Here is a 25,350-nt window from a genome sequence, read left to right as displayed (position 1 = left end):
GACCATGAAAGTCACGCCAGACACCTTGTCCGATCCCTACCATGCAACCGATGCCTGGGGAGACACGACGCTGGACGCGTTGTTCCGGCAGACCGCCAGGTTGCATCCGACGCGGATGGCGCTCGTGGATGCTCCCGACCGCGCCGACTGGACGGGCGGAGACAGCCGCAGCCTGACCTATCAGGAGGCCGAGCGGGAAATCGACCGGCTCGCCGCCTTCTACCGCGCAATCGGCCTGACAACCGACCATGTCATAGGCGTGCAATCCCCCAATACTGTCGACACGGTCATCGCCATCATGGCCGCGCTCAGGGCCGGACTGATCGTGTCGACGCTGCCGCTTCACTGGCGACAGAAAAACGTGCTGGAAGCCCTCAATTCGGTCGGGGCAAAAGGTTTCGTCGCCGCCGATCGCATCGAAACGCGGAATGTCGGAGCCGCCGCCCGCGACGTCGCCGCGGACCTTTTCAGTCTTCGTTTCGTTTTCGGCCTCGGCAAGGACATCCCCGACGGACTGATAGAGCTGGGGCCCATGCTGGCGGAGATGGGCGACGATCTGACCTTTGACGAAGGCGAACGGGACAAGGCCGCCGATCACGTGGCGACCATATCCTGGACAAGGACCGGCAGCGAGACCGTTCCCGTACCCCGCTGCCACAATCACTGGATTTCATCGGCTCGGCAATGCGTACATGAGGCGGGGCTGAAGCACGGTGAACGTATTCTCGTGCCCTACTCGCTGAGCGGGCTCACCGGGATCGGCGCAGGGCTTGTGCCCTGGCTGCTCGTCGGAGGAACACTGCATCTGCACCACCCGACGTCCCTTCTGCAACTGTCCCGGCATGCCAATGCAATCGGTGCCGACTACGTACTGACCCCGGGACCGCTGACGCAGATCCTCGACAAGAAACTTGTTCAGGAGTCGACGACCATCGCCGCCGCCTGGAATGTCGCGGCACCGAAGCCCGGCACATTCACACCGCAGCACAAGGTTGTGGATCTTCATATCGCGGACGAATTCGCGCTTGTCGCTAAGGCGCGCGGCCCGTCAGCCAGGGTGCAGGCGACTCCGCTGGGAAAACAGGCGGGGCCGAACGGGTGTGAGAGCGGGCCAGCCCTTTTGGAAGTCGCGGTCAATAAAGACGATAACGGACCCCATGCGCTCTTGCGGGTCAAGGGTCCCATGGTTCCGGATATCGGCTGGCATACGCATACCGGCGCGCATACCCACCACCGCGATCAGGAAGGTTTCCTGAATACCGGCATCCCGGTGGAGCAGAGCGAAGACGGCCTGAAAGGGTTCGGCATTCCCGGAATGCAAGCCAACGGCGTTGGCGACCTGGAAGCGCTGGATGAGATCTACTCCGCTTACCCGGGTGTCAGCGAAGCGGCCGCGTTTCTAGTCGAAGACGAGGTTCTGGGAGCGCGGCTCTATGCGGCGCTTGTTCCGGTTTCGGGTAATGTTCCCGATGCCAAGGCCTTTTTCGCCTATCTCGATGCCGATGGAGTGGATCTCGCCAAGATACCCTATCGTGTTCTTGTGCTACAGGCTCTCCCGCGAAACAACGACGGAACGGTGGATCGCGAGAGACTGACCTTGCGCACCCAACGGTTACCGGCCGCGGTGGCCTGAGCCACCTTGGGCTGAAACGGAAGCAGATGGATCAGGACGTTTCACTACTCTGGCAGGGCCCGGTGTGGTTCGCCGGCCGGCCTTCGCCGACGAGCGCCGGCTCGGTTCCGGGGCTCCCCGGAGACATTGATCTGCTGCGGGGCTTTGCGGACCCAGAGGGAATGGATGACCGTCTTCCGAGCGCGGTCATTGTCGATATTTCCGCAATTGAGGCGTGCGATCGAAACCGGTTCTTTGCCTGGCTGGACGGCATGGTTGCCCGACTGCCGACGGATGTCCCGATATTCTTCCTGAGCGGTTCGGATGACGTGCTGCCGAATCGTCCAAAAGCCAATGCCACGATCACCAGAGCCGTGCCGGACGATGTTCTGTTTAACGCCATCTGCTCTCATCAGCGCGCCCTGATGCGCTTCGAGGAAGCACGGATCCGCCGTCTCGTCTTCGGCCGTATTCCCGGCTACGGAGCAGCCCCCCATTACAGAGGAACCAGCGGACTGCTCGTCGTGGGACTCGGAGGACGCTATCCCGATCTGCAGGAAGCCAGCGGCCGGAAAGTCGAGGTCATCGGCGCCTTCACCCGGGACATGGCCGAAAACTACTTGTCCCAGAGGGCCTTCGATGCCGTCATTCTGGATTCCACACTGGATGAAACTCTCGAGAGCCTGCGGCTGATCCGCATGGATTCCCGCTTCACCGCCATACCTGTTCTGGTGGTGACCGACCATCCGGGCAACACCGCCATGCTGTGGAAAGCAGGCGCAAACGATGTTTTGACACTCCCTCTGGATGAAACCAACCTGCGCGCACGGCTTGCAACGGCCATCCGCCATGGCAAGCGCCGAAGGCTCGCCGACAAGGTTCTGGCGGAAAGCCACCGTTGGCTGACCCAGCAGCTCGACAAAGGCGGAGTCAGCCAGAACGACTATCACCGCTATCTTGAGCGAGCCGGCCAGGCGCTCGCCGAGCGTGGTCTCTCTCTTTGCGAGATGAAGTTGCTGCCGGAGAATTTTGTCCTACCGGAACAGACAACCGCACTTGCCGAAAATCTCTATGGAACGCTGCTTTCGGTCGCCGACGCCACCAGCCGCGAGGAGGACCTGGTTTGCGTGGTCAACGACATAGGCCCCGTCGCCGTACTAAAGAGCCAAAGGGGCAAGGGCCGGCTGCAGGCCCGTATCGAGGCGATCCTGGCGCACACGGCACTTTGAACCGTGTTGTTCACAACCGCGACTGGAACAGACGGGCGGAAACGCTTATGTTCGGTATGTTGAAAAGTAGCCGGGAGACGGGATTTGGCTGAAGACACACCTATAGCCGTGGACGTGGTGTCAGACGTGATGTGCCCATGGTGCTATATAGGAAAGCGCCGGCTTGAGAGCGCTCTGGCCCAGCTACCCGATATCAAGGTCGCCGTTCGCTGGCACCCTTTCCAGCTCGATTCCACCTTGCCGAAAGAAGGCAAGGACAGACAGGCTTACCTCAATGACAAGTTCGGTGGTCCGGAACGCGCGCAAGGGATCTATGCCCAAATCAGCGACGCCGGCCGGCAGGAAGGGATCGATTTCGCCTTCGACAAGATCAAGGTTTCCCCGAATACACTCGACAGCCACCGGCTGATCCTGTGGTCACGGGCCGACGACCTGCAGGACGAGGTCGTGGAGCGTCTGTTCAAGGCCTACTTTCAGGACGGAGAAGACCTGACGAAGCCGGAAACGCTGGTGAAGATCGCCGATGACGCCGGGATGCAATCGGATCTGGTCGACCAGCTTCTGGAAACCGACAGCGACCTGGAAAAGACCAAACAGCAAATCGCCCGCGCTCAGGAACTCGGCGTGACGGGCGTACCGTGTTTCATTATCGACGGACGGTTCGTGATCGCAGGCGCCGAGAAGCCCGAGACCATCGCCGCCGCCATACGTCATGCGGAAGAAACCCGGACCTCCGACCCGGAGGCCGTTGTACAATAGCGGCGAGAAGCCTTTACGAAAAAAGCCCCGCCAACCGGCGGGGCTTTATTATTTTCGCATGGTTCCGAGGTCCGGCTCAGCCTTTCAGGATGGACCGGCCGGCATAGACAGCCTGCGGCCCCAGTTCTTCCTCGATCCGGATCAACTGATTGTATTTCGCCAACCGGTCGGAACGGGCGAGCGATCCGGTTTTTATCTGACCGCAGTTGGTGGCAACGGCGAGATCGGCGATGGTCGCATCTTCCGTTTCGCCGGACCGGTGCGACATGACCGCCGTGTAAGACGCCTTGTGCGCGGTTTCCACCGCATCAAGGGTTTCCGACAGCGTGCCGATCTGGTTGACCTTCACCAGGATCGAGTTCGCCACGCCTTTTTCGATGCCCTGGCGCAGACGTGCGGAGTTGGTCACGAACAGATCGTCGCCGACGAGCTGGCACTTGGAGCCGAACAGGTCGGTTGCCGCCTTCCAGCCGTCCCAGTCGTCTTCGGCAAGCCCATCCTCGATGGAAATGATCGGGTAACGGGAAACCAGGTTTTCCAAATATGCGGCCATTTCTTCCGGCGACAGGGACTTGCCCTCGCCTTCGAGCACGTACTTGCCGTCCTTGAAGAACTCGGTGGAAGCCGCGTCGAGCGCGAGATAGATGTCTTCGCCGGGCTTGTAGCCCGCGCTTTCGATGGCCTTCATGACGAAACCGATGGCCGCGTCGGTGGACTCCAGGTTCGGCGCAAAACCACCCTCGTCGCCCACATTGGTGTTGTGGCCAGCCGATGCCAGGGCCTTTTTCAGCGTGTGGAAGACTTCCGCCCCCATGCGGACCGCATCACCGAGCGTATCGGCGCCGACCGGCATGATCATGAATTCCTGGAAATCGATCGGGTTGTCGGCATGGGCGCCGCCGTTGATGATGTTCATCATCGGAACCGGCAGGGTGCGGGCCGAAGTGCCGCCGACATAACGATAAAGCGGCAGGCCGGAGGCCTGAGCGGCGGCGCGGGAAACAGCCAGGGAAACACCCAGGATCGCATTGGCGCCGAGGCGCGCCTTGTTCGGCGTGCCGTCCAGATCGATCATCGCGCTGTCGATCTTGAGCTGGTCTTCCGCATCGAGACCGCCGATGGTCTCGAAGATTTCGCCGTTGACGTTGTCGACGGCCTTCAGAACGCCCTTGCCCAGATAACGCTCGCCACCGTCGCGCAATTCGACGGCTTCATGCGCACCGGTGGAAGCGCCGGAGGGAACCGCGGCGCGGCCAAAGGAACCGTCCTCGAGAAACACATCCACTTCCACGGTCGGGTTGCCGCGGCTGTCGAGAATCTCACGCGCCGTAATATCGACGATTGCGGTCATCGCAATACTCCTTGTTTCGTATCTAAGTACGGCAAGCCGGGGCTCCGGCGCCGATTTCGTTTAGTACCGGCCCGGTCCCCTGCCCCTGGTAACGAGGTCCGACCGCCCGGATAGGAAAAGGGCCAGGCAAACGCCCGGCCCGGATGATGATGATCTAACTCGTTTTCGCAGCCGGCTTTACGATCGCATCAAGCGCCTTCAGCTGCGCAAGCAAAGCGCCGAGATCCTTCAGCGCCACCATGTTCGGCCCGTCGGAAGAGATCGTATTGTCCGGATCCGGATGGGTTTCGATGAAAAGCCCGCCGACCCCGACCGCCACGGCAGCCCGTGCCAGGACAGCCACCATGCGTCGGTCGCCACCCGAAGAACCGCCCAGGCCGCCAGGCTGCTGGACCGAATGGGTTGCATCGAAAATAACCGGAGCGCCGGTTTCCGCCATGATCGGCAAGGCGCGGAAATCGCTGACGAGCGTATTATAGCCGAAGCTGACACCGCGCTCGGTCAAGAGGACATTCGCATTGCCGGTTTCAACGATCTTCATCAGAACGTTTTTCATATCCCAGGGCGCGAGGAACTGGCCCTTTTTGACGTTGATGATCGCGCCGGTTTTCGCTGCTGCGACCAGAAGGTCCGTTTGACGGCATAGAAAGGCCGGGATCTGCAGGACATCCACGACTTCGGCCACCGGAACGCACTGATCTTCGGAATGGATATCGGTCAGGACGGGCATTCCGTAGGTTTCACGGATCTCCGCGAACACCGGCAGCGCATCCTTCAGGCCGACGCCGCGCGTGGCTGCAAGAGACGTGCGGTTCGCCTTGTCGAACGAAGCCTTGAACACGACCGGAATATCGAGCGACCCCGCAATTTCCTTGACGGCTGCGGCGCATTCAAGAACATGCGCGCGGCTTTCCATCTGGCATGGACCGGCAATCAGGCTGAATGGGGACGTATTGCTGAAGCAAACGTCGCCGACCCGGACTTCAGTGTTCGGCTGGGACATGGAACTTCCTAAGGGTCAGTGGACAGGCCCCGGCGGGCCGTTTATCAGGCGCCCGTTCCATAGCGTTCTTTTTCCATGGCTGCAATATGGGCGCACGACAGATCCAGAAGTAACCAACCTTGCGGAGTTTTCACCGGCCGCGGTTTGACCTCTCGCGTGACATGGTGGAACAATGTATATTGCATTGCACACGGCGGGACTTCGAAGAGAGTTCACGTCATGGTAATTTTGCGTATGTATTTGGCTGTTCGAAACGTGTCGAATATCAGCGTTTGAGCAACACTCCTGAATGCGGTTTTTTTACAATTTACCCTTTCTCATTTTGAGCAAAACTCCCGGAAAGAGACAAAATGACCCAAAAGATTAGGAAAGCAGTTCTTCCCGTGGCCGGTCTTGGGACGCGCTTTCTGCCTGCGACCAAGGCCGTGCCGAAGGAAATGCTGACGATTGTCGATCGGCCGATCATTCAATACGTCGTGGAAGAAGCGCGTGCGGCGGGTATCGAACACATCGTCTTCGTGACCGGACGCAACAAGCATGTGATCGCGGACCATTTCGACCGTGCTTACGAGCTTGAAGACACGCTCAAGAGCCGGAACAAGACCGAAGCGCTCCAGCTTCTGGAAAAACTCCGCCCCGCTGCCGGTTCAACCAGTTTCACCCGCCAACAGGATCCGCTGGGGCTTGGTCATGCCATCTGGTGTGCCAGGGATATCATCGGCCCCGAGCCCTTCGCCATACTTTTGCCGGACGTGATCATCAAGTCCCAGACGAGCTGTCTCAAGCAGATGGTCGATGTCTATGATGAAACCGGCGGCAACATCATTGCCGTCGAGGAAGTCCCGGAAGACCAGACCCACAAGTACGGGATCGTGGAACTGTCGGAGAAGCTTTCTGAGCGGGCCAGCAGAATCAAGGGAATGGTGGAAAAGCCTGCTCCCGGGACCGCCCCCACCAACCTCATGATCACCGGGCGTTATATCCTGCAACCGGAGATTTTCAGTCTCCTCAGCCATCAGGAAAAAGGGGCCGGAGGCGAGATCCAGCTGACCGACAGCATGCTAGCCCTGATGGAATCCCAGCCCTTCACCTCACTCAAGTTCGAGGGCCGAAGCTACGATTGCGGTTCCAAGGCCGGTTTTCTCAGCGCAAACATCGCCTATGCGCTGGAGCAACCGGATCTGGCAGCCGAGCTGGTTCCGCTCCTCGGCGACCTGATCAACAAGCGCGACGCAGCCGAATAATCCGGGCGCCGGATTAACGAACGGTGTTATTGCGCTTGCAAGGGCAAGACCTTACCGACTAGGACTGGGCCGGCGTCCCGTAAAGGGGCCGGCCCTTTCCTTTGGCTCCTACACCCGGAAAAGCAGATGACTTCCGCTGCCCCCATTTCCCGCAAAGTTGCCGTCATCGGTCTTGGGTATGTCGGACTTCCGGTCGCCGTCGCGTTTGCGGGAGCCGGACACCGGGTTACCGGTTTCGACATCAAGACAGACCGGCTGAACGACCTTCGCAACGGTCATGACGTGACGTCTTCCGTCACTCCAGAGGAATTGCGGCAAACAGGCCTGACCTTCACCGGAAACGCTCGGGATCTTGCGGATTGCGAGATTTTCGTCGTAGCCGTTCCGACGCCGATCGATCGGGCAAAACGCCCGGATCTGAGGCCCTTTGAAAGTGCCGCCCGGACCGTCGGCTCGGTCATGCGCAAGGGGGCGATCGTCGTTTTTGAATCGACCGTGTTTCCCGGCGCCACGGAAGATATAGCGGTCCCGATCCTGGAAGAGGCATCCGGACTGACATTCGGAAGAGATTTCGAGGTTGGCTACTCACCGGAGCGGATCAACCCCGGTGACACGGTTCACGGATTTTCCGATATCATGAAGATCGTCTCGGCTAGTTCCAAGGCCGCGACAGACACACTCTGCGATTTCTACGGCTCCGTCGTCACAGCGGGTATTCACCGTTCTCCCTCCATCAAGGTGGCGGAAGCCGCCAAGGTCATCGAAAACACACAGCGGGATCTCAACATCGCGCTGATGAACGAACTCGCTGTTATGTTTCATGCCATGGACATCGATACACGGGACGTTCTGGCCGGTTCGGCGACGAAATGGAACTTCCTGCCGTTCCAGCCGGGACTTGTCGGCGGACACTGCATCGGTGTCGATCCCTATTACCTCACGCACAAGGCCCATGAGATCGGCCTCACGCCGCAGGTCATCCTGGCCGGCCGCGGCACCAACGAGGCCATGCCCGCCTTCATTGCCGGAAAGATCATCCAGGCCTGCGTCAGGCTCGGCCGCAAAATGCCGCCGAAAATCGCGGTCCTCGGGCTCACCTACAAGGCCAATGTGCCGGACACGCGCAATTCCAAGGTGGTCGACCTTATCCGGGAACTCTCCGATTTCGGCGCCGATGTCCGGGTTCATGACCCCCTTGCGCTGAGCGACGAGGTCGAGGCGGAATACGGGCTCCAGCTGTCATCGCTTGAAGACCTTGCCGGATCGGATGCCGTGATCCTCGCGGTTCCGCATGCCGTGTTTTTTCAAGGGGATGACGCCTGGCCGGTCGTCCTGCCACTCCTCGGCAGCGGCGCAACCCTGGTGGCCGATCTGCCGGCAAAGCTGTCCCGCTCCCAAAAGCCCGCTGAGGTCACGCTCTGGCGGCTGTGATGCTTCCCATAGCAACCGGCAGCAGAAACGCGGCTAAATCATCGGTCTTTTCAATAGGTTTTCCGGGGGTTTTCCGGCAAACTGTATTCCTGCAACATTTTGAGAAACTTGCATCTTTTTACAACGATGCGGATTTCCGAATCTCACCTATACTGATCAAATACCGACAACAAGGAAGGACCGGTCATGCGGGTTTCAGTCTTTGTCAGTGTTTGGGTTGTTTTCGCAGCAGTGCTCCTCTCCGGCCGAACATCGGCTGAAGCGCAAGCGGTCGCGCCGGACGGCGCAGTCTTTCACAAAATCATCAAGGATCAGATGAAGGCATTCGCGGCCGGAGATGCGAATACCGCCTTCTCCTATGCAACGACAGCGCTTCAGCAGCGCTTCCAGACGCCTGCAATCTACCTGGATGCGGTCAGGCGGGGATATCGCCCGGTCTATAGTCCCAGGGACATCACCTTCGGAACGTCAAAAGTGACCAGCAAAGGTCCGGTCCAGGAAGTCTATCTCACCGGACCTGACGGCGATGACTGGCTTGCGCTTTACAGTTTCGAACAGCAGGAAGACGGTAGCTGGCGGATTTCCGGCTGCTATCTGACCAGGTCCACCGGCTCTCCGGCATAAAAGCCCGGCAGGCAGGATCTACCCGTCCCGGTTCTCAGAGCGCGGCGATGTCGCCCCGCGCCCAGTCCGCCTTGGTCTTCTGACAGAACTCCTCGAAGGTCCCTGTCTCGATGGCATCGCGCATGCCCTGCATCAGCGACTGGTAATAAGCCAGATTGTTCCATGTGAGCAGCATGCCCGCCAATCCCTCGCCGGCGCGGACGAGGTGATGCAGATAGGCCCGTGAATAGGTACTGGTCGCCGGGCAGTCGCTGGCCTCGTCGAGCGGACGCGGGTCGTCCGCATGGCGTGCGTTCTTCAGGTTGACCTTGCCGAAACGGGTGTAGGCCAGGCCGTGGCGGCCGGCGCGGGTCGGCATGACGCAGTCGAACTGATCGATGCCGCGCGCCACGCTTTCCAGGATGTCGTCCGGTGTGCCCACCCCCATCAGGTAGCGCGGCTTGTCGACCGGAAGGGCCGGGTTGGTGATATCCAGCATCCGCAACATGACGTCCTGGGGCTCGCCGACGGCAAGGCCACCGACCGAATAGCCCTCGAACGGCAATTTCGACAATTCTTCAGCCGACCGGATGCGCAAGTCCTCCACGTCGCCCCCCTGGACGATGCCGTAGAGCCCCTGCCCCTTTGCCGGACCATCCATATTTTCGAACTGGGCACGCGACCGCTCCGCCCAGCGAAGCGACAGTTCCATGGCCCGTTCGACTTCTTCGCGCGGGGCCGGCAGGCGGATACACTCATCCAGCTGCATCTGGATGTCGGAGCCGAGCAGGCCCTGGATCTCCACGGACCGTTCAGGCGTCAGATGATACTTCTGGCCGTCGATATGGCTCTGGAACCGGACACCGGTTTCATCCAGCTTGCGCAGCTGGGCAAGCGACATGACCTGGAAGCCGCCGCTGTCGGTCAGGATGGTGTGCGGCCAGTTCATGAAGGTGTGCAGACCGCCCAGGCGGTGAACGCGTTCCGCTGTCGGGCGCAGCATCAGATGATAGGTATTGCCGAGCACGACATCCGACCCGAGATCCCGAACCTGGTCCGGATACATGGCCTTGACCGTGGCCTGGGTTCCCACCGGCATGAAGGCAGGCGTGCGCACGAGCCCATGCGGCGTCGTGATTTCACCTCGCCTCGCGAGTCCGTCGGTCTTCAGAAGCTTGAAGGCAAATCGGTTTCCGGTGTTCCCCGACATCGTCATAAGTCCCTTTCAACCGCACCAACAGCGGGAAACAGCAGGCAGGCGTCGCCATAGCTGTAAAATCGGTATTCTTCCGCAACCGCATGGGCATAGGCCTGCTGCATGGTTTCAAGGCCAGAGAAGGCCGATACCAGCATGAACAGCGTCGAGCGCGGCAGGTGGAAATTTGTCATCAACACATCGACTGCCCGGAACCTATAGCCCGGCGTGATGAAAATCGACGTTTCGCCCGCGAATGCACGCAGGCCTCCCGGTTCCTGCGCCGCGCTCTCCAGGATCCGAAGGGATGTGGTCCCGACGCTGACGACCTTGTTGCCGCGCGCCCTTACCGCTTGGAGCGCATCCGCGGTTGCGGCGGACACCTCACCATATTCGGCGTGCATCCGGTGGTCTTCGGTGGTTTCACTCTTGACCGGCAGGAAAGTGCCCGCGCCGACATGAAGCGTCACCCGGTGCTGTTCGATGCCGCGCGCGGTCAGGCTTTCCAGCAGCTCGGGCGTGAAGTGCAGACCGGCGGTCGGAGCCGCAACCGCGCCTTCTTTTTCGGCAAAGATCGTCTGGTAGTCGAACTTGTCCTGCTCGTCCTCTCCGCGCTTGGCGGCGATATAGGGAGGCAAGGGAATGTGGCCGACGGCCGCGATCGCTTCATCGAGGATCGGGCCGGACAGATCGAACACCAGAAGGACTTCCCCGGCCTCGCCTTTTTCTGCGACCGTCGCGTCCAGCGTTCCCAACAGGCAGGCCTCCCCCGCGCCGCCGAAACGGATCCGATCCCCGACTGCAAGTTTCTTAGCCGGACGGACGAACGCCCGCCAGCGATCACTGCCGGAACGCAAGTGAAGCGTCGCGCCGATTTTCGCGACCGCCTCGCCACGGGTTCTGGTCCCCTCAAGCTGGGCCGGGATCACTTTCGTGTCGTTGAAGACCAGGGCATCGCCGGGTTCCAGGCAGGATGCCAGATCACGCACACCGCCATCGCTCAGTTCAGGCTCGGCTCCCGGACGGACCACGAGCATCCGCGCAGCATCACGCGGCCGGGCAGGCCTGAGCGCAATCCGCTCGTTCGGCAGGTCGAAGTCAAACTGGTCTACGCGCATCCGTCTTCGGTCCGGTTCACACCGGCATCCCTGATGGGGTTTACAAAGAAAAGCAAGGAGCCGTGCTGATAACTGTCAGACGGACAATTATCAACCGTCATCGGTTCTGCGGTCCGGCCAAAAGAAAGCAGCGCGATGCCGGGCACCGCGCTGCGATCGTCAGGTCAGCAAGTCCGTTCAGGCAGCGTCGGCAGCAACCTTGATCGAGACGATCTTGTCCGGGTTCTGAACCGGTTCGCCGCGCTTGATCTTGTCGACGTTGTCCATGCCCTCGATCACTTCGCCCCAGACCGTGTACTGGCCATCGAGCCACGGCGCATCGGTGAAACAGATGAAGAACTGGCTGTCGCCGGAATTCGGGTCCATGGCGCGGGCCATGGAACAGGTCCCGCGCTTGTGCTTTTCGTTGGAGAATTCCGCCTTCAGCTTCTGGCCGGACCCACCCGTGCCAGTGCCCTGCGGGCAGCCCGTCTGGGCCATGAAGCCGTCGATCACGCGGTGGAACACGATACCGTCGTAAAAGCCGTCGCGAACCAGTTCCTTGATGCGGGCCACGTGGGTCGGCGCCAGGTCCGGCTTCATCTCGATCACGAGCGGCCCCTGGGTGGTTTCCATCAGAAGTGTATTCTCGGCGTCCTTGATATCGGCCATTTCATTCTCTCCGTTATTTCCATTCCATTATGAACACAGATCAGCCGGCGTCTGCGGCTACCTGCATCTTGATGATCTTGTCGGGATGCGCTGGCGGCTGGCCTTTCACGATCTTGTCGACGAATTCCATGCCATCGACCACTTCGCCCCAGACCGTGTACTGGCCGTTCAGATGCGATGCGTCGGCAAACATGATGAAGAACTGGGAATTTGCGCTATCTGGGTCCGATGTTCGCGCCATGCCGATGACACCGCGCTCGAACGGCGCGTCGGAAAATTCGGCCGGCAGGTCCGGCAGGTCCGAGCCTCCTCTACCGGTGCCGGTCGGATCGCCCGTCTGAGCCATGAAATCGTCGATGACGCGGTGGAAGATGATGCCGTCGTAAAAGCCGTCACGGGTCAGCTTCTTGATGCGTTCCACATGCTTCGGTGCCAGGTCCGGGCGCAGACGGATGGTGACCCTGCCGTCCTTCAGGTCAAGGTAAAGCGTGTTTTCCGGATCCAGATCAGATGCTCCGGCCAATGCGGGAACAAACAGGATCGATGCGATCACCGCAAAGATGGTTAGAAATCGTGACACAGGATACTCCGATCGGGTTTTCTGGCGTCAGCCGCAAGTTGTTTTTAGACCGACTGTCAGCTGGTTCTGAGCTTCAAGGGTTCCGCGACGCTTCTCGGAACGAAGGCCGAGCTGTCACCGCCCATCTTTGCGATCTGCCGTACAAGCGTGGCCGTGATATGACGGACATCGGGAGATGCGGGCAGGAACACGGTTCTGATTTCCGGCGCGAGCGTCCCGTTCATTCCGGCCATCTGCATTTCATAGTCGAGATCCGTTCCGTCGCGGAGGCCGCGAACAAGGTACCGGGCGCCGTTTTCACGTGCGAACTCGATCACCAGATTGGAGAAGGACTTGACCTCGATGCGGGCCGCGTCTTCGGCTCCGAAGGCTTCCTGCGCGCAGGTGTAAATCATCTCGACGCGCTCGTCGAAACTGAAAAGAGGCGCTTTGCCTGGGTGAATTCCAATGGCCACAATCACCTTGTCGGCAAGCGCAAGGGCCTGACGCAGGATGTCCATATGACCGTTGGTGACCGGATCAAACGACCCGGGATAGAGCGCTGTTCGTATCATGAGCCCTTCCATACTCTGCCTGCGCCGAACCTACAAGCGGCCCACCCCCGGCCGTCTTCTGAAACGGTGGAATGAACAAGACCCGTAAGAAATGCCTAAGCGGATTCAGCTGATCTAAAGACAAAACCTTTAAAAGTGTGACAGGCGTCACGGCACAATAAGCCGATCCCGCAGATAGTGGTTCGCATAGGGATGGACAACAGACGCGCAGGGAGTAACGCAAATGTCCACTTATCAGAAAGCCACCTCGGACCTGTTCTTGCAGAAATTCGGCAAGGACGTGTTTCAGTCAAACAAGACCGCCGCGCACCCTGCCGGTGCTGCGCAGATTGCCGGCATTCTGGGCCTGGCGTTGCTGGCGGTTCTGATCGCAGGATTTGTCACGCTGCAGCCTGCGGAGTCCTTCACACCTGCACGGGCCGCAGACGTGAGCATGGTCCAGGGATTGGAAGCAACCAAGTCCGATCGCTCGAAAACGACCCTGCCGACCTCCTGCGAGGGGCAGGCCTGGGGTGCGTGGAGTTCCGATTGTGCCGCCGCCCTGACCGGTTCGTCATCTGTCCGCAATGTCGGCTATGTCACGGTCGAGCAGCCGTCGAAAACCATCAACGAGACGATCCTGGCCCGGTTTCCCGCGGCGAACTGACCGTATCTGACCACTCTCTTCAAAAACAGCGGCTCAGGCAGTGCCTGGCCGCTGTTTTTGTTTTTGGTTTCGGATCAAAGATTATTCGGCGTCGCCTTCCGGGGCCTCCGGCGGCGTTTCCCCGTTGTCGGAGCCGGCTTCGCCGCCCTCGCCTTCGATTTCTTCTTCCTCATCCACTTCGCTGATCCGTTCAACGGCAACGACCTTTTCGTCCTTTGCCGTCTTGAAGACCGTCACGCCCTGTGTGGCGCGGCCGGCGATGCGGATGCCGTCGACCGGGCACCGGATCAATTGGCCGCCGTTCGTGACCAGCATGATCTGATCAGTGTCCTCGACCGGGAAGGATGCGGTCAGGTCGCCGTTACGGGAGTTGACGGCCATGGCCGTGATCCCCTTGCCGCCTCGGCCAGTCACCCGGTACTCGAAGGAGGACGTCCGCTTGCCATATCCTTTTTCCGAAATGGTCAGGATGATCTGCTCGGCAGCTCCCATTTCCGCATAGCGCTCCTGGTTGAGTTCGCCGGCAACGACATCTTCCTCGTCGTGACCGTTACCGTTTTCCTCCGTCTCGCCACGCAACGCGCGCGACATCTTCAGGTAAGCGGCCCGTTCTTCGGCAGAAACATCGATATGGTGCAGGATCTGCATGGAAATGACCCGGTCCTCGTCGCCAAGCCGGATACCGCGCACCCCGACCGAATTGCGGCCCGCAAAGACACGCACATCGGTCACGGGGAATCGGATGCACTGGCCCGATGCCGTTGTCAGCATGACGTCGGAATGTTCGGAACACGTCTCCACGCCGACAATCCCGTCGCCGTCTTCCAGCTTCATCGCGATCTTGCCGTTGCGGTTGATCTGGACGAAATCGGAAAGCTTGTTGCGCCGGACCGTGCCGCGCACGGTCGCGAACATGACGTCGAGGTTTGCCCAGCTGTCCTCATCCTCGGGCAAGGGCATGATGGAGGAGATCTGTTCGCCCTGCTCCAGGGGCAGCATGTTGACCAGAGCCTTGCCGCGCGAGGTCGGGCCCCCAAGCGGCAGGCGCCAGACCTTCATCTTGTAGGCAATGCCGCGCGAGGAGAAGAACAGCACCGGCGTGTGGGTGTTGGCGACGAACAGGCGGGTTACGAAATCCTCGTCCTTCGTCGCCATGCCGGAACGGCCCTTGCCGCCGCGGCGCTGCGCGCGGTAGGTGGCAAGCGGAACGCGCTTGATGTAGCCCTCGTGCGACACGGTAACGACCATGTCTTCGCGCTGGATCAGGTCCTCGTCGTCGAAATCCGCTCCGCCTTCGGTGATCTCGGTTCGACGCGGCGTTGCGAACTCTTCCTTGATCTCCAGCATTTCGCGGCGGACGATTTCCTGGATCCGGGCGCGGGAGCGCAGGATGTCCAGGTAATCGGCGATTTCCGCACCGATCTTGTTCAACTCGTCTTCGATCTCGTCGCGGCCCATGGCCGTCAGACGTTGCAGGCGCAGATCGAGGATGGCGCGGGCCTGTTCCTCGGAAAGCTTGTAGGTGCCGTCTTCCAGCACCATGTGCCGCGGATCGTCGATCAGCCGGATCAGGGCTTCCACGTCCTGCGCCGGCCAGTTGCGCTCCATCAGCTGGCGCCGGGCGGTCGCCGGATCGGGCGCGCTGCGGATCAGCTTGATGACCTCGTCGATGTTCGCGACAGCAATGCCCAGACCGACCAAAATATGAGCCCGGTCACGCGCTTTCTTCAGAAGGAAACGCGTTCTTCTTCCAATGACTTCTTCGCGGAAGCTCACAAATGCCTTGAGCATATCCGAGAGGGTCATCAGCTCCGGCTTGCCGCCGTTGAGCGCGACCATGTTGCAGCCGAAAGACGTCTGGAGCTGGGAGAAGCGGTAGAGCTGGTTGAGGACCACATCGGCAACCGCATCGCGCTTGAGCTCGATGACGACACGCATGCCGGAGCGGTCGCTCTCGTCACGAATATCGGAGATGCCCTCGATACGCTTGTCGCGCACCATTTCGGCGATCTTCTCGATCATCGTAGACTTGTTCACCTGATATGGGATCTCGGTGACGATCAGGGCCCAGCGGTCCTTTCGAACCTCTTCCACCTCGACCTTGGCCCGCATAACGACGGAGCCGCGCCCTGTCTCGAAGGCCGACCGGATGCCGGAGCGGCCCAGGATCATGGCGCCGGTGGGGAAATCCGGACCCGGCACGATCTGCATCAGTTCTTCCAGCGTCAGCGCCGGGTTTTCCATGATCGCGATCGCGGCGTCAATGACTTCGCCCAGATTGTGCGGCGGAATGTTCGTCGCCATGCCGACGGCGATACCGCCGGCACCGTTGACCAGGAGGTTCGGGAACTTCGCAGGAAGAACGACCGGCTCGCTTTCGGAGTTGTCGTAGTTTTCCTGGAAGTTGACCGTGTCCTTGTCGATGTCGTCCAGGAGCTTGTGGGCGACCTTTTGCAGACGGCACTCGGTATAGCGCATGGCAGCCGCCGGATCGCCGTCGACGGAGCCGAAGTTGCCCTGCCCGTCGATCAGCGGCAGACGCAGGGAGAAGTTCTGCGCCATACGCACCAGCGCATCGTAGATCGCGCTGTCGCCGTGCGGGTGGTATTTACCCATGACGTCACCGACCACGCGGGCCGACTTGCGGTAGGGCTTGTTCCACTCGTAGCCGTTCTCGTGCATGGAGAACAGGATGCGGCGGTGAACGGGTTTGAGGCCGTCGCGGACATCGGGCAGAGCACGGCTGACGATCACGCTCATGGCGTAATCGAGATAGCTGCTCTTCATTTCATCGACGATTGAGATCGGCTTGATGTCCGACGGACTTGCGCCGGAAGAGGTGGTGTTATCCTGGTCTGCCAAGGATGGAACTCTTAATCGTTGTTATTGCTTTGCCTTTTATATACGATTCCACATAGGCGGCCAAATTTCAGGCAACCGAGACGCCAACTAATTATCCCGTAATTTCAATTAGTTACACTGACAATTCACAGGCCGAAAAATAGATTGCTGCAACAGCTCTCCAGACGCGCCAGAATTGCGCGGAAAACGACCGGATTTCTCCTATCGAAATGGCCTGGATCCTCCCATGACCGACTACTTCATCAATGCCTTCGCCACGCTTTTTGTGACCATTGATCCGGTCGGTCTGGCTCCGATGTTTCTGGGGGTCACGGCCGGGCTTTCGGCCGCAGATCGCAAGCGCGTCGCCATCCGCGCCACGGTCACGGCAGCCCTCATCTTCCTGCTCTTTTTCGTGGCCGGCCAATCGGTGCTCAACGTGCTGGGCATATCCGTTTCCGCCTTCCGGGTCGCAGGCGGTATCCTGCTGTTTCTGATCGCAGTCGAAATGGTTTTCGGCAAGAGGCAGCAGCGCAAAGCAGAGACGGCAGAGAAAGCGGTCGAGCATCATCCGCCCACCGACTTTCACGAAGTGGCTATCTTCCCGCTGGCCATTCCGCTGATCGCCGGACCGGCGGCCATCAGCGCGACCATCCTGCTGAGCGGACAGGCGCCCGATACCCTGTCCTATCTCGGCCTGGCGGCTGTCATTGTCATTATCCTTGGCAGCTGCCTGTTCGCCTTCCTGCTGGCCGACAGGATCGAACGCCTGCTGGGCGATACGGCGCAACTGGTCATCACCCGGTTGCTCGGCGTGCTTCTAGCGGCCCTCTCGGTCCAGTTCATCGCAGATGGCATCCTGGCCTTCATCAGGTCATGATGCCGCCAGCGATTGATTATCGCTTCGATACCGGCTTGCCGTCGTCGCGCAGCACGACGTAGATCGCGGGGATCACAAGCACGGTCAGCAGCGTCGAGGACGCAAGGCCGAAGAGCAGCGAAATCGCAAGTCCCTGGAAAATCGGGTCGGCCAGGATCACGGCCGCGCCGATCATGGCGGCAAGCGCCGTCAGCAGGATCGGCTTGAAACGGATCGAGCCCGCTTCCAGAAGCACATCCTTCAACGGACGGTCCTCCGACCGCGCATGGCGGATGAAATCCACCAGCAGGATAGAATTGCGCACGATGATGCCGGCAAGTGCGATAAAGCCGATCATCGACGTTGCCGAGAACGGTGCATGGAACAGCCAATGGCCGATCATAATGCCGATCAGGGTGAGCGGCACCGGCGTCAGGATCACCAGCGGTATCTGAAACGACCGGAACTGGGCCACCACCAGGAAGTAGATGCCAAGGAGGGCGACCATAAAGGCGGCGCCCATGTCGCGGAAAGTCACCCAGGTGATTTCCCATTCGCCGTCCCACAGAACGGCCGTCGTGGCATCGCTGATCGGCTGTCCGTGGAGGATGACCTGCGGCTTGGGCAGCTCGCCCCAATCGGTCGCGTCGATCTTGTCCTGCACGGCAAGCATGCCGTAGACGGGCGCCTCGAACTCGCCGGCCAAATCCGCCATCACCATGACAACCGGCCGTGCGTTGTGCCGGAAACGGAGATACGAGGACGGTTCACGCGACAGGTGGACGACATCGCCCAGTTCGACGACGGAACGGTTCCCGGGAAGCGCATTGGCCGGGACCGGCGTGGACAAGAGCCGTTCGGACAGCACGCGATCGCCTTTCGGCAATGCCAGAGCGATCTCTACCGGCCGCCGTCCGTCGCCCCTATGGGAGTAGCCCACGACCGTCGTCCCAAGCAGGCTCTGGATGGTGTTGTAGACATCGGCTTCCGAAACACCGTGGTATTCCAGATTGTCCTGATCGATTGAGATCCGGACCCGTTCGGTCGGCTGGCCGTAGCTGTTGTCGACATCGACGATGAACGGGACTTCCTTGAAGATCTGTTCCAGCTTCGCCGCAACCGCCCGCCGGACTTCCGGCGTGGGGCCATAGACTTCCGCCAGGAGGGTTGCCAGCACCGGGGGCCCGGGCGGCACTTCCACTACCTTGAGCGACGTCCCCTCAGGCACCTTTATCGCCTTTATTCGCTCGCGCAGTTCCAGCGCGATGTCATGGCTTGTCCTGTCGCGTTCGCCCTTGGGCAGCAGATTGACCTGGAGGTCACCCTGTTCCTGGCTCGCACGCAGGAAATAATGGCGAACCAGACCGTTGAAGTTGAAGGGGGCCGCGGTCCCGGCATGGCTCTGAATCGAGGTGATTTCGGGAATGTCAAAAAGGCTGCCCCAGATTTCCGTCAGAACCCGGTCCGTGTCTTCCAGAACCGTTCCTTCCGGGAAATCGGCGACCACCTGTATTTCCGACTTGTTGTCGAAGGGCAGCAACTTGACCGTCACGTCCTTGGTGTAGATCAGCGCCATGGATGCGAGTGTCGCGGCGCCGACCAGCAACAGGAAGATCCACGCACCGGCCTTCGTGCTTAGAATCGGCGTCGCCACGGCACGGTAGACCCGGCCCAGGACACCGCCATCGCTCGCCTCCCCATGGCCGTCTCCGTGCAGGGGGGCCTTGCCCGACGTCTTCAGCATCAGCCACGGGGTCAGGACCACCGCAACGAAGAAGGAAAACAGCATGGCCGCGGAGGCGACCGCCGGGATCGGGCTCATGTAGGGGCCCATCAGACCGGAGACGAACATCATCGGCAGCAGGGCGGCAACCACGGTCAGGGTTGCCACGACCGTCGGGTTGCCGACCTCCGCGACCGCCTCGATAGCTGCCTGAATTCTGGATCGGCCATCCTTCATCCCCCAATGGCGGGCGATGTTTTCAATGACGACGATCGCATCATCGACCAGGATACCGATTGCGAAAATGAGCGCGAACAGGCTGACACGGTTGATGGTGTAGCCCATGAGTTGGGCGGCAAAGAGGGTCAGAAGGATCGTGGTCGGAATCACGATCAGGACGACGATCCCGTCGCGCCAGCCGATTGCAACCGCGACCAGGATCACGATGGAAAGCGTCGCCAGGCCAAGGTGGAACAAGAGCTCATTGGCCTTTTCATTGGCCGTCTCGCCGTAGTTCCGGGTGATGTGAACCTCAATGCCCTCCGGAATCAGGCGCCCCTTCAGGTCTTCCAGGTGCTCGACGACCTGTTCGGAGATGACCACGGCATTGGCGCCAGCCCGCTTGGCAACAGCGATTTCGACGGCCGGAAGCTGGGTAACCTCGTTGTCTTTTCGGCGCTGCAAGTGCCAGACCCGTTCTTCCGATTGGCGGGCGCCGATGACGGTTTTGGCGACGTCCTTCACATAGACAGGGCGTCCGTCGCGGGTTGTCAGCAACAGAAGGCCGATATCGGGTATGCCGGTCAACGTCTGGCCGGCCACGACCGGCAGGTTCCTGCCGTGGTCGCGAACGGCACCGGCAATAAACGACCGGTTGGCGGCCTGGACCTTGCCGACCAGTTGATCGAGCGTCACGCCGTAGAGCGAGAGTTTTTCCGGATCCGGTTCGACGCGCACCATTTCCGTGTTTCCGCCGACCAGATAGGTCAGACCAACATCGTCGAGCCTGGAAATCTCGGTACGCACCTCATCGGCAAGTGTGTGAAGGTTCTTGTCGTTCCAGCGGCTGGATGCTTTCGGAGAAGGCGTCAGGGTGGCAACGACGATCGCCACATCATCCACGCCCCGACCGACGACCAGCGGTTCCGGTATCCCCGCCGGGATCCGGTCCATATTGGCTTTGATCTTTTCGTGCACCCGCAGAATCGCGTCGTCGGAATCCGTTCCGACAAAGAACCGTGCGGTCACCATGACGCGATCGTCGACCGTCTGGCTGTAGACATGTTCCACGCCATTGATCGCCTTGACGATGGTTTCGAGCGGCTCGGTCACCAGCTTCACCGCGTCCGGCGCCTTGAGGCCGTTGGCCTCCACCAGGATGTCGACCATGGGCACGGAAATCTGCGGCTCTTCCTCGCGCGGCAAGGTGATCAGGGAGATCGTTCCGAGCACAAGCGCGGCAAACAGCAGGAGCGGCGTCAGCGGCGAGGTGATGAACGCCTTGGTCAGAACACCGGAAAGACCGAGCTTCATGGGTGCACCAGCCTGTCGCCGTCTTTCAGGCCGCTCAAGACTTCAACATAGGGCTTTCCGTCAACGGTCTGATGCTCGCCGGGTTCCACAACGATTTCGAGCGTTTCGCCGTTGTCCGCGGCGAGCTTGACGAAATCGAGTCCGAAGCGCGTCGAGATGTATTCCAGCGGAATGAAGATAGCCTGCCGCTCACCGACCGCGATGCGGACCTGAATGCGCTCGCCGACGAAGAAATCGCCAAGACCCGGCACGTCCGCATCGGCAACCACCCTGCCCTGGCTGATCTTCGGATAGACCTTGACGATATGCCCGACTTCAAATTCTCCGCCGTCTTTCATGGGCTCGCCATCGAGCAGCACCTCGTCACCGACCTTCATGCTCCGTGCGTGGCGCTCGGGCACCTCGATGCGCAAGAGAAAACCTTCCTGGGCGACGGTCGCGATCACTTCACCGCCCATGACGAAGGAGCCGGCTGTCACCGGTACGTCGAGCACCCGTCCGGAGGACGGTGCGAGTACCCTGCCCTCCGTCACCTGCTGTTCGAGGACCGCCTTTTCGCCTTCTGCGGCCTTGAGCGTGTTCTGTGCGACGATCAGCTGGGTTTCGAGTTGGTCGATGCGGGATTTGGCGATCGTGCCGCGTTCGTACAGTTTCTGCGCGCGATCATATTCGAGCTGGTAATTGTCGACGTTCGATTTCGACGCGGCAATCTTGGCGTCCAGCGCCCGCCGTTGCAGGTTCATCTTTTCATCGACGATCTGCGCGATCTGCTCGCCCTTCTTCACGGAACTGCCGTCGTCGACGGACAGGTCCTGCAGGGTCCCCGAAATACGCGCGCGTGCGGGAACATCGACCGCAGCCTGCACAGTTCCGTAAACGGTCTTGGTGTCGGTCACGGTTTGGGGCTTGACCTGGAATTCTTCGGCCTGTGCGAGGCCGTTCATTCCGGCAACCGCAAGGATGAGCAAGGCTCCGAGCCTTGTTACATTCCCCGGAAACCGGCGCTTCCCGGCCGGTTTGCTATCGCCATTTCGCATGCCAACTCCTGATCGCTTGTGCCGTTTTGCCCAGATAGACACTCGAGCATTTTCACGCAAGATATAGTTTCATATTTTTGAAACTTTCATAGCGCATTGATTTAACTCAGAAACAGCAACTTTTTTTCACGAACCGGCTCGGCTCCCCCGAAACGCGATGCTCACTCGGGCAGCGGATAAACCACCCGCAGACCATAACCATGAACGGAATCGCGCGCCCGCACGATAACCTGATCAAGGGTATCCGGAATACGGACCCCGCTCAATGAACGGGTAAAAGGCTGTTCATTTACATGGGGATGAGCCAGAACCCGCTCGCCGAGAACCTGGCCGTCGGGCGTCTCGATTTGCCACAAATCGGCATAATGGTCCCAGCCTTCGTCCGCATGATGCAAGGTGACGTCGAAACGCCATGTTCCATCCGGCGCCCGCGTTCCTTCCACCTTGACGACGCCAACCTCATTGGCTCCGGACGACGAGGCTCCAAAAATCGCCGCGAATGCCAAAAGACCCGCTCCAATCATCTGTCGCATTGCCTTTTCCCTTCTTCGTCTTGAAACTGTTGGCATGCTTTCTTACCGATAACGGGACTGAATCAGGATTCACGACGTTGTCATCGATACGGCCTCATCGCCGTCCTGAACGATTACGGAGACAATTTGATGGCCGGACATGGCTCTAAAAAGGTGATTTATGCCGCTCTTGCGGGCAATTCGCTTATAGCGATCACCAAGTTCGCGGCCGCCGCCTACACCGGTTCCTCCGCCATGCTGTCGGAAGGCATCCATTCCCTGGTCGACACGGGCAATCAGGGGCTTCTGCTCTACGGCATCAAAAAATCCAAGCAACCGGCGGACATGCGCCATCCGTTCGGCTATGGCGCGGAGCTCTATTTCTGGTCCTTCGTGGTGGCGATCCTGATTTTTGCCGTCGGTTCCGGGGTATCGATCTATGAGGGCATTCAAAAGGTCATCCATCCCCATCCCGTCTCGGACCCTTACATCGCCTACATCGTCCTCGCCCTTGCGATGGTTTTCGAGGGAGGCGCCTGGTGGATCGCCTACAAGGAATTCAACCAGGCCCGAGGATCGAAGAGCTTTGCCCGGGCCATGCACGATTCCAAGGATCCTACAGTGTTCACGGTGCTGTTCGAGGATACGGCCGCGATGCTCGGCCTGATCGTCGCCTTCGTCGGCCTGCTCGGAGCCCAATTCCTGAACTTGGCCTGGCTCGACGGCGCTGCCTCTATCACCATCGGCCTGGTCCTGGCCGGAACGGCAGCCCTGCTTGCCTATGAAACCAAGGGCCTGCTGATCGGCGAAGGCGCTTCCTCCGAAATCGTCAATTCGATCAAGTCGATCGTCGACGCCGCTCCGGCAGTCCATTCCCTGAATGAAATCCGCACCCTGCATCGGGGACCACAGGACATTCTGCTGGCGCTGTCGCTGGACTTCGAAGACAGCATCAATGTCGGCACAGTCGAAGACACTATCTACGCCCTGGAAATTGCGATCAAGAAGCAGAACCCCGCCGTGACCCGACTGTTCATCGAGGTTCAGGCCCGGGAACACCACGCGGAAATGCTGAAGGCGGAACTGGAACAGATCGAGGCTTTGCCCCCGACCAGCAATACCTAAACACTCAGGCTTCCGGGTTTACGGCAGCGGTCGATCCGCTAGGATGCTTTTCAAGGGAAGATGTCCATGACCGCAGCCGAAAAAGCAGCCCGAATGCGCCTGCTGGCACTGAAACGGGAACTCGAGGCGCTCAGCGCGATGTCGGAAGGCGCCCGGGCAACCGTCGAACTCGACCAGCAGTCGGTGGGACGCCTGTCCCGGATGGATGCCCTGCAGGGACAGGCCATGGCGCAGGCCTCGGAGCGCCAACGCAGGACGGACCTGGTGCGGATCGAGGCGGCGTTGAAGCGCCTCGATGATGGCGACTACGGCTACTGCCTTGAATGCGGCGAGGAAATTGCCGCCAAGCGGCTGGAAATCGACCCTGCCGCGGCCCTTTGCATCACCTGCGCCGATTGATGGTTCGTCCGGGCGGCATCGCTGACATTTCGTTACATTAAAGTGATTGATTTTCCGCGTGCAGTTCGCGCTATTTCAGATCATATACTTTTGCGCCGTTGAAATTGCTTCACGGTGACAGTGTTTCACGCCGGACGGGGAAGTGAATGGCAGCCTGGAGACAGTTAGCGCTCATCCTGATTGTAAGCGTTATAGCGGCCGGATTATGGGCCCGGTTCTATCCCGGCGCCGGTGACCGGCTCGACCGCTGGGGCGTCGACTGGCTGCCTTTCGAGACGGCAAAGATAAAGCAAGCCGGGTCCGGAGAAAAAAGAAGAGGCCGCGGAGGGCCCCAAGGTGTCGTAGCAACCGCCCCGGTTGTCGAGTTGATCATCAACGACCAGCTATCGGCAATCGGCACCGGCCGTGCGGCCCGCTCGGTCGAAATCAGCCCTTTCAGCAGTGGCCGGCTGACCGAAATTCTGGTGAGCTCGGGGGCGGCTGTAAAAAAAGGCCAGGCGCTAGCGAAGCTCGATTCCGATGCGGAGGAAATCGCAGCGGAACGGGCCGCGCTGGCAGTTCGTGACGCCGAAGCGCGTCTTGAGCGGATGAAAGCCCTGCAAAGGACGAATACGGTGACGGCCGTGCAGGTAACCGATGCCGAGCTGGTTGTCGACAACGCCCGCCTGCAATTGCGTGAAGCCAAGCTCGCCCTGTCGAGGCGTTCCATCGAGTCTCCGTTCGACGGCATTGTCGGTATCCTGCCGATTACCGCCGGGAATTACGTCACCTCCCAGACCGTCATCGCGATGGTCGACGACCGATCTGAAATCCTTGTCGATTTCTGGATACCGGAACGTTATGCCTCCGCTGTTGCCGTCGACATGCCAGTGGCGGCCATATCGGTCGCCCGCCCGGGTGAGACTTTTAAGGGAAAGATCAGCGCGATCGACAACCACATCGATTCCACGAGCCGCACCCTTCAGGTGCAGGCTAGTCTGCCGAACGAAGCCGACCGGCTGAGGGCCGGCATGTCCTTCCTGGTCGAGATGCGCTTTCCCGGTGACCAATATCCCGCCGTCAGCCCGCTTGCGGTGCAGTGGGGATCCGACGGTGCCTATGTCTGGGCGGTCCGGGACGGCAAGGCTGCGCGCGTGCCCGTCCAGATCGTTGAGCGCAATACCGACAGTGTGCTCGTGAATGCCAAACTGACCACCGCGGACGAGGTCGTCACCGAAGGCCTTCATCTCGTTCGCGAGGGCGCCGAGCTGAACGTCGTCAATCAGCGAACGGCTCCCGCTCCGCCTTCTTCCGCGGAGCCGGCAGCGGCCGCCCAGGGTTCGTAATGATCGGGGCTCGTGATGCT

The 25,350-nt window shown here is 60.3% G+C and carries 22 protein-coding genes; 11 read left to right on the top strand and 11 right to left on the bottom strand.

Annotation, left to right across the window (positions count from 1 at the left end; translation table 11 throughout):
• Window positions 1–4 precede the first annotated feature (4 nt).
• From ACN0SO_RS02710 to ACN0SO_RS02700, 3 genes are all read left to right on the top strand, one after another.
• The gene (locus ACN0SO_RS02710) at window positions 5–1,633 is read left to right on the top strand and encodes an AMP-binding protein (RefSeq protein ID WP_417674254.1); all 1,629 of its coding nucleotides are present in this window, start codon (window positions 5–7) and stop codon (window positions 1,631–1,633) included.
• A gap of 161 nt (window positions 1,634–1,794) precedes the next feature.
• Window positions 1,795–2,841 carry a hypothetical protein gene (locus ACN0SO_RS02705; RefSeq protein ID WP_417674252.1) on the top strand — a complete coding sequence of 349 codons (1,047 nt, stop codon included), beginning with the start codon at window positions 1,795–1,797 and terminating at the stop codon, window positions 2,839–2,841.
• An 84-nt stretch (window positions 2,842–2,925) separates the two neighbouring features.
• On the top strand, window positions 2,926–3,600 hold the full coding sequence (locus ACN0SO_RS02700) for a DsbA family oxidoreductase (RefSeq protein WP_417674250.1): 675 nt from the start codon (window positions 2,926–2,928) through the stop codon (window positions 3,598–3,600).
• 76 nt (window positions 3,601–3,676) lie between these two features.
• Here ACN0SO_RS02700 and eno read toward each other — a convergent pair whose 3' ends face one another.
• Window positions 3,677–4,951, bottom strand: a complete 1,275-nt coding sequence (gene eno / locus ACN0SO_RS02695; protein ID WP_417674248.1) for a phosphopyruvate hydratase — start codon at window positions 4,949–4,951, stop codon at window positions 3,677–3,679.
• A gap of 154 nt (window positions 4,952–5,105) precedes the next feature.
• Window positions 5,106–5,954, bottom strand: coding sequence for a 3-deoxy-8-phosphooctulonate synthase (gene kdsA, locus ACN0SO_RS02690; protein WP_417674246.1), 849 nt, complete (start codon window positions 5,952–5,954; stop codon window positions 5,106–5,108).
• A gap of 350 nt (window positions 5,955–6,304) precedes the next feature.
• Between kdsA and galU the strand changes: the two genes are divergently transcribed.
• The 3 genes from galU (at window position 6,305) to ACN0SO_RS02675 (ending at window position 9,253) form a co-directional block, all read left to right on the top strand.
• Window positions 6,305–7,198 (top strand): UTP--glucose-1-phosphate uridylyltransferase GalU, encoded by an 894-nt coding sequence (gene galU / locus ACN0SO_RS02685; protein WP_417674244.1) that lies wholly within the window; start codon window positions 6,305–6,307, stop codon window positions 7,196–7,198.
• Window positions 7,199–7,324: 126 nt separating this feature from the next.
• The gene (locus ACN0SO_RS02680) at window positions 7,325–8,629 is read left to right on the top strand and encodes a nucleotide sugar dehydrogenase (protein WP_417674242.1); all 1,305 of its coding nucleotides are present in this window, start codon (window positions 7,325–7,327) and stop codon (window positions 8,627–8,629) included.
• 186 nt (window positions 8,630–8,815) lie between these two features.
• Window positions 8,816–9,253 (top strand): DUF4864 domain-containing protein, encoded by a 438-nt coding sequence (locus ACN0SO_RS02675; RefSeq protein ID WP_417674240.1) that lies wholly within the window; start codon window positions 8,816–8,818, stop codon window positions 9,251–9,253.
• Between the two features lie 34 nt (window positions 9,254–9,287).
• On the opposite strand, the gene tgt is transcribed toward ACN0SO_RS02675, so the two are convergent.
• The 5 genes from tgt to coaD form a co-directional block, all read right to left on the bottom strand.
• Window positions 9,288–10,442 (bottom strand): tRNA guanosine(34) transglycosylase Tgt, encoded by a 1,155-nt coding sequence (tgt, locus tag ACN0SO_RS02670; RefSeq protein ID WP_417674238.1) that lies wholly within the window; start codon window positions 10,440–10,442, stop codon window positions 9,288–9,290.
• A gap of 2 nt (window positions 10,443–10,444) precedes the next feature.
• Window positions 10,445–11,545 (bottom strand): tRNA preQ1(34) S-adenosylmethionine ribosyltransferase-isomerase QueA, encoded by a 1,101-nt coding sequence (queA, locus tag ACN0SO_RS02665; RefSeq protein ID WP_417674236.1) that lies wholly within the window; start codon window positions 11,543–11,545, stop codon window positions 10,445–10,447.
• A 177-nt stretch (window positions 11,546–11,722) separates the two neighbouring features.
• Window positions 11,723–12,196: a peptidylprolyl isomerase gene (locus ACN0SO_RS02660; RefSeq protein ID WP_417674234.1), complete on the bottom strand. Its 474-nt coding sequence runs from the start codon at window positions 12,194–12,196 to the stop codon at window positions 11,723–11,725.
• 40 nt (window positions 12,197–12,236) lie between these two features.
• A complete protein-coding gene (locus ACN0SO_RS02655) occupies window positions 12,237–12,776 on the bottom strand; it encodes a peptidylprolyl isomerase (protein WP_417674232.1) in 540 nt (179 codons plus the stop codon).
• 56 nt (window positions 12,777–12,832) lie between these two features.
• Window positions 12,833–13,327, bottom strand: a complete 495-nt coding sequence (gene coaD / locus ACN0SO_RS02650) for a pantetheine-phosphate adenylyltransferase (RefSeq protein ID WP_417675029.1) — start codon at window positions 13,325–13,327, stop codon at window positions 12,833–12,835.
• A 226-nt stretch (window positions 13,328–13,553) separates the two neighbouring features.
• On the opposite strand from coaD, the gene ACN0SO_RS02645 reads away from it, so the two are divergent.
• Window positions 13,554–13,976, top strand: coding sequence for a phosphopantetheine adenylyltransferase (locus tag ACN0SO_RS02645; RefSeq protein ID WP_417674230.1), 423 nt, complete (start codon window positions 13,554–13,556; stop codon window positions 13,974–13,976).
• Window positions 13,977–14,057: 81 nt separating this feature from the next.
• Here the strand turns inward: ACN0SO_RS02645 and gyrA are convergent, their stop codons facing one another.
• Window positions 14,058–16,763, bottom strand: a complete 2,706-nt coding sequence (gyrA, locus tag ACN0SO_RS02640) for a DNA gyrase subunit A (protein WP_417675027.1) — start codon at window positions 16,761–16,763, stop codon at window positions 14,058–14,060.
• Between the two features lie 301 nt (window positions 16,764–17,064).
• On the opposite strand from gyrA, the gene ACN0SO_RS02635 reads away from it, so the two are divergent.
• Window positions 17,065–17,697, top strand: a complete 633-nt coding sequence (locus tag ACN0SO_RS02635; protein ID WP_417674228.1) for a MarC family protein — start codon at window positions 17,065–17,067, stop codon at window positions 17,695–17,697.
• A 16-nt stretch (window positions 17,698–17,713) separates the two neighbouring features.
• Here ACN0SO_RS02635 and ACN0SO_RS02630 read toward each other — a convergent pair whose 3' ends face one another.
• From ACN0SO_RS02630 to ACN0SO_RS02620, 3 genes are all read right to left on the bottom strand, one after another.
• Window positions 17,714–20,932 carry an efflux RND transporter permease subunit gene (locus ACN0SO_RS02630; RefSeq protein ID WP_417674226.1) on the bottom strand — a complete coding sequence of 1,073 codons (3,219 nt, stop codon included), beginning with the start codon at window positions 20,930–20,932 and terminating at the stop codon, window positions 17,714–17,716.
• Window positions 20,929–21,969, bottom strand: coding sequence for an efflux RND transporter periplasmic adaptor subunit (locus ACN0SO_RS02625; RefSeq protein ID WP_417674224.1), 1,041 nt, complete (start codon window positions 21,967–21,969; stop codon window positions 20,929–20,931). Before ACN0SO_RS02625 ends, ACN0SO_RS02630 begins: the two co-directional genes overlap by 4 nt.
• Window positions 21,970–22,130: 161 nt before the next feature.
• Window positions 22,131–22,475, bottom strand: coding sequence for a hypothetical protein (locus tag ACN0SO_RS02620; protein ID WP_417674222.1), 345 nt, complete (start codon window positions 22,473–22,475; stop codon window positions 22,131–22,133).
• Window positions 22,476–22,631: 156 nt separating this feature from the next.
• Between ACN0SO_RS02620 and ACN0SO_RS02615 the strand changes: the two genes are divergently transcribed.
• The 3 genes from ACN0SO_RS02615 (at window position 22,632) to ACN0SO_RS02605 (ending at window position 25,330) form a co-directional block, all read left to right on the top strand.
• Window positions 22,632–23,606, top strand: a complete 975-nt coding sequence (locus tag ACN0SO_RS02615) for a cation diffusion facilitator family transporter (RefSeq protein WP_417674220.1) — start codon at window positions 22,632–22,634, stop codon at window positions 23,604–23,606.
• Between the two features lie 66 nt (window positions 23,607–23,672).
• Window positions 23,673–24,005 (top strand): TraR/DksA family transcriptional regulator, encoded by a 333-nt coding sequence (locus ACN0SO_RS02610; protein WP_417674218.1) that lies wholly within the window; start codon window positions 23,673–23,675, stop codon window positions 24,003–24,005.
• Window positions 24,006–24,151: 146 nt separating this feature from the next.
• Window positions 24,152–25,330 carry an efflux RND transporter periplasmic adaptor subunit gene (locus ACN0SO_RS02605; protein WP_417674216.1) on the top strand — a complete coding sequence of 393 codons (1,179 nt, stop codon included), beginning with the start codon at window positions 24,152–24,154 and terminating at the stop codon, window positions 25,328–25,330.
• The last annotated feature ends 20 nt before the right edge of the window (window positions 25,331–25,350 follow it).

This window comes from Roseibium sp., from assembly GCF_048260565.1.
Classification (GTDB): domain Bacteria; phylum Pseudomonadota; class Alphaproteobacteria; order Rhizobiales; family Stappiaceae; genus Roseibium.
Note: the sequence above shows the minus strand (reverse complement) of the source record. Positions and strands in the feature narration are given on the sequence as shown.

Coding starts and splice junctions, on each gene's coding strand:
- ACN0SO_RS02645 (WP_417674230.1), top strand. CDS start 13,554: ATGTCCACTTATCAGAAAGCCACCTCGGACCTGTTCTTGCAGAAATTC.
- queA (WP_417674236.1), bottom strand. CDS start 11,545: ATGCGCGTAGACCAGTTTGACTTCGACCTGCCGAACGAGCGGATTGCG.
- ACN0SO_RS02675 (WP_417674240.1), top strand. CDS start 8,816: ATGCGGGTTTCAGTCTTTGTCAGTGTTTGGGTTGTTTTCGCAGCAGTG.
- ACN0SO_RS02660 (WP_417674234.1), bottom strand. CDS start 12,196: ATGGCCGATATCAAGGACGCCGAGAATACACTTCTGATGGAAACCACC.
- ACN0SO_RS02615 (WP_417674220.1), top strand. CDS start 22,632: ATGGCCGGACATGGCTCTAAAAAGGTGATTTATGCCGCTCTTGCGGGC.
- tgt (WP_417674238.1), bottom strand. CDS start 10,442: ATGTCGGGGAACACCGGAAACCGATTTGCCTTCAAGCTTCTGAAGACC.
- ACN0SO_RS02625 (WP_417674224.1), bottom strand. CDS start 21,969: ATGCGAAATGGCGATAGCAAACCGGCCGGGAAGCGCCGGTTTCCGGGG.
- ACN0SO_RS02630 (WP_417674226.1), bottom strand. CDS start 20,932: ATGAAGCTCGGTCTTTCCGGTGTTCTGACCAAGGCGTTCATCACCTCG.
- galU (WP_417674244.1), top strand. CDS start 6,305: ATGACCCAAAAGATTAGGAAAGCAGTTCTTCCCGTGGCCGGTCTTGGG.
- ACN0SO_RS02710 (WP_417674254.1), top strand. CDS start 5: ATGAAAGTCACGCCAGACACCTTGTCCGATCCCTACCATGCAACCGAT.
- kdsA (WP_417674246.1), bottom strand. CDS start 5,954: ATGTCCCAGCCGAACACTGAAGTCCGGGTCGGCGACGTTTGCTTCAGC.
- ACN0SO_RS02635 (WP_417674228.1), top strand. CDS start 17,065: ATGACCGACTACTTCATCAATGCCTTCGCCACGCTTTTTGTGACCATT.
- gyrA (WP_417675027.1), bottom strand. CDS start 16,763: ATGAAGAGCAGCTATCTCGATTACGCCATGAGCGTGATCGTCAGCCGT.
- ACN0SO_RS02705 (WP_417674252.1), top strand. CDS start 1,795: ATGGATGACCGTCTTCCGAGCGCGGTCATTGTCGATATTTCCGCAATT.
- ACN0SO_RS02605 (WP_417674216.1), top strand. CDS start 24,152: ATGGCAGCCTGGAGACAGTTAGCGCTCATCCTGATTGTAAGCGTTATA.
- eno (WP_417674248.1), bottom strand. CDS start 4,951: ATGACCGCAATCGTCGATATTACGGCGCGTGAGATTCTCGACAGCCGC.
- ACN0SO_RS02680 (WP_417674242.1), top strand. CDS start 7,325: ATGACTTCCGCTGCCCCCATTTCCCGCAAAGTTGCCGTCATCGGTCTT.
- ACN0SO_RS02610 (WP_417674218.1), top strand. CDS start 23,673: ATGACCGCAGCCGAAAAAGCAGCCCGAATGCGCCTGCTGGCACTGAAA.